Source organism: Plasticicumulans sp. (genome assembly GCF_035331805.1).
Classification (GTDB): Bacteria; Pseudomonadota; Gammaproteobacteria; order Competibacterales; family Competibacteraceae; genus Plasticicumulans.
The window spans coordinates 1-3,355 of record NZ_DAOLKE010000360.1; the positions used below are offsets into that span (position 1 = coordinate 1).

Genomic DNA, 3,355 nt, shown 5'->3' on the forward strand with positions numbered 1-3,355 from the left:
CCCGAAGCCGCGCAGCGCCAGCCCGATCTGCAGCAGCCCGAACAGCGCCGGCAGCGTGCCGAGGCCGAAGGCGAGCAGCAGCCGGGCGCCTTCGGCGGCGCTGCCGGCGGCGATCGCCCAGACCACGACGCTGTAGACCAGCCCGCACGGCAGCCAGCCCCAGACCAGCCCGCAGCCGAGCGCCTGCGCCGGCGTGCGCACCGGCAGCAGCCGGCGGCCGAGCGGTTCGATGCGCCGCCACAGCCCGCCGCCGGCGCGTTCGATGCGCGTGATGCCGGCCCAGACGCCGGCCAGATACAGACCGAGCACGACCATGAAGCCGCCGGCGATGAGCTGCAGGCCGAGCTGGGCGTGGCGCACCGAGACGAGATGCGCCGCGTAGGCGCCGACACCGCCGGCGAGGGCGCCGATCAGCGTGTAGCTCGCCAGCCGCCCGGCGTTGTAGGCCACGAGATACGGCAGCAGCCGCGCCGCGCGCGCGCGGGTTTCGGCCGGCAGGCCGAGCGTCAGCACGCCGACGATGCCGCCGCACATGCCGACGCAGTGCACGCCACCGAGCAGGCCGACCACGGCCGCAGCCGCGTACTGCGCGAGGTTCGCATCCATGGTGATCAGGGCTCCCCGGCCGGCAGCGGCCGGCCGACCGCGGCCAGCAGCGCGGCGCGGTGCTGTTCGACGGCGATGCGGCCGACCTCGATGGCTTCCGCGGCACGGTCGAACTCGACCAGCGCCAGATGCGCGAGCCGCGGCGCGAGCAGCATGTCCGGCGGATCGCCGGCCATGCGCGAGCGGGTGATGCGGTCCTGCATGATGTTCATCGCGCTGAACAAGACCTCGAACAGGCCGGGCTGGGCGTCCTCGAGCGGCACCGGCAGCGTGGAGTCCGGGGCCGGCGGCGCCTCGCGCTCGCGGCCGAACAGCGCCGACAGCCGCGCGGCGACCGGCTCGATCAGCACTTCGGCCGGGCTGCGCCGGCGGCGCACCAGATGGCGGCCGACGATGTCGCCGTTGAGGTTGACGGCGATCACGCGCTCGGCCCCGAGCGCACGCGCGAGCGACACCGGCACCGGATCGACCAGCCCGCCGTCGACCAGCCAGGCGCCGTCCTCGCCGCGCACCGGCGGGAACACGCCGGGCAGCGCCATCGACGCGCGCACGGCATCAAGCAGGCTGCCGGACTGGAACCAGACCTCGCGCCCGCGCGCCAGATCGGTGGCCACGCAGCCGAAGCGTACCGGCAGGGTCTCGATGTCGTGTTCGCCGATGTGCTCGATGCAGGCCGTGCGCAGGCGTTCGCCGGCGATCAGCGCCCCGGGGCCGAGATCGACGAAGTTCAGCATCTGCCACCAGTCGAGCCGTCGCACCCAGGCTTCGAGCGCATCGAGCCGGCCCGAGGCCCAGGCGGCGGCCACGAGCGCACCGACCGAGCAGCCGGTGACGATCTGCGGTTCGATGCCGAGCGCGGCCAGCGCACGCAGCACGCCGATGTGCGCCCAGCCGCGCGCCGAACCGCTGCCGAGCGCGAGCCCGACGATCGGCTCGCCGGGGGCGCGGCGCACGAGCTTCGCCGGGCCGGCGGTGACGGCCGGCAGGTTCACCGCTTCGTTCAGGGGTCCGTCCAAGGCTTCGTTCACGGATGACGGGCGCCGCTCGGTGCGCTCACTTTTCCAGCAGCCGCGGCATCAGCTCGACGAGGTTGCACGGCCGGTGCCGGTAGTCGAGCTGATCCTTGAGGATGCGGTCCCAGGCCGTGCGGCAGGCGCCGCTGGAGCCGGGCAGCACGAACAGGTAGGTGCCGTTGGCGACCCCGGCGAGCGCGCGCGACTGGATGGTCGAGGTGCGGATCTCCTCCCAGGACAGCATGCGGAACAGCTCGCCGAAGCCGGAGATTTCCTTGTCGAGCAGCACCTGCACGGCCTCGGGCGTGCCGTCGCGGCCGGTGACGCCGGTGCCGCCGGTGCTGATGACGACCTGCACGGCCGGATCGGCGATCCAGCGCGAGACGATGGCGCGGATCGCATAGAGGTCATCGCGGCACATCGCCTTTTCGGCGAGCCGGTGACCGGCGGCTTCGAGGCGCTCGACCAGCGTGCGGCCGGAGACATCCTCGGCTTCGCCGCGCGTGTCGGAAACGGTCAGCACGGCGATCGACAGGGGCTGGAACTGGCGCGCTTCGCTCATCGGCGAGGTCCTCGGCGGGGGCAGGGGCAGTCGCGGCTAGATACCCGATCGGACCGCCGGCGGCCAGTGCGCCGGTGATGATCCGGCGCATGCCGGCCTGAATCCGCCGCTCTTGAAAGCCTCCGGCCCGACCTTATCTAACGGATCACGGCGGTCGCGATGACCGCTTCCCCCCGACACAACGCAGCGATTTTCCGAGGTGCAACATGAGCATCAGCAGCAACCGCTACGACCCGTGGACCCGTCTGGGCCTGCTGACCAAGGAGCTGGAGCGCGTGTTCGATCCGCGTCTGGCCAACAACGAGGATGCCTCCAACGTCGCGACCTGCGACTGGGTGCCGGCCGTCGACATCAAGGAGGAAGCCGAGCGCTTCCTGATCCATGCCGACATCCCCGGTGTCGATCCGAAGGACATCGACATCACGATGGAAAACGGCGTGCTGACGCTCAGGGGCCAGCGCAGCTCCGAGCGGCGCGAGGCGGCCGATGGCTGGAAGCGCGTCGAGCGCACGCACGGCAGCTTCTACCGCCGCTTCGGCCTGCCGGACACCGCCGATGCCTCGCGCATCAGCGCCCGCGGCCAGAACGGCGTGCTGGAGATCGTGATTCCGAAGCAGGAACGCGCGGCACCGCGCAAGATCACGGTCAGCGCCGAATGACGCCCTGAGCGCATCGCGCAGCCCGCGCCCCCCGCCCGCACGGCGGGGGGCGTGCCCCCGAGTCTCCACGCCGGGCCGGGTCGCTTCAGCGGCCCGGCCCGCAGTGCGGTAAACGGTATGGAATTCAAGGACTACTACCAGATCCTCGGCGTGTCGCGCACGGCGGCCGAGGACGAGATCAAGAAGGCCTACCGGCGGCTCGCGCGCAAGTACCACCCGGACGTCAGCAAGGAGCCCGATGCCGAGGCGCGCTTCAAGGAGGTCGCCGAAGCCTGGGAAGTCCTGCGCGATCCCGAAAAGCGCGCGGACTACGACCGGCTCGGGCCGAACTTCCGCAACGGCCAGGACTTCCGCCCGCCGCCGGGCTGGCGTCCGCACGCCGGTGCCGGTGGTGCGCACCGGGGCGGCGGGCCGAGCGCGGCCGACGGCTTCTCGCAGGCCGACTTCAGCGAGTTCTTCGAGAGCATCTTCGGCGGCGGCGGCGGCGCGCAGGGCTTCGGTGCCCGCGCCCACGG

At 72.4% G+C, this 3,355-nt stretch carries 5 protein-coding genes; 2 read left to right on the top strand and 3 right to left on the bottom strand.

What is annotated here, in order from left to right:
- The 3 genes from PKE44_RS16760 to moaB form a co-directional block, all read right to left on the bottom strand.
- Nucleotides 1–606, bottom strand: a 606-nt coding sequence (locus PKE44_RS16760; protein ID WP_324553544.1) for a sulfite exporter TauE/SafE family protein, incomplete at its 3' end; no start/stop codon positions are given.
- A gap of 5 nt (nucleotides 607–611) precedes the next feature.
- Nucleotides 612–1,622, bottom strand: a complete 1,011-nt coding sequence (locus PKE44_RS16765; RefSeq protein WP_324553546.1) for a patatin-like phospholipase family protein — start codon at nucleotides 1,620–1,622, stop codon at nucleotides 612–614.
- Between the two features lie 37 nt (nucleotides 1,623–1,659).
- Complete coding sequence (gene moaB, locus PKE44_RS16770; RefSeq protein ID WP_324553548.1) at nucleotides 1,660–2,181, bottom strand: molybdenum cofactor biosynthesis protein B; 522 nt, start codon at nucleotides 2,179–2,181, stop codon at nucleotides 1,660–1,662.
- Between the two features lie 212 nt (nucleotides 2,182–2,393).
- Here moaB and PKE44_RS16775 point away from each other — a divergent pair, with 212 nt between their 5' ends.
- Nucleotides 2,394–2,840: an Hsp20/alpha crystallin family protein gene (locus PKE44_RS16775; protein WP_324553553.1), complete on the top strand. Its 447-nt coding sequence runs from the start codon at nucleotides 2,394–2,396 to the stop codon at nucleotides 2,838–2,840.
- A 117-nt stretch (nucleotides 2,841–2,957) separates the two neighbouring features.
- Nucleotides 2,958–3,355, top strand: a 398-nt coding sequence (locus tag PKE44_RS16780; RefSeq protein ID WP_324553551.1) for a DnaJ domain-containing protein, incomplete at its 3' end; no start/stop codon positions are given.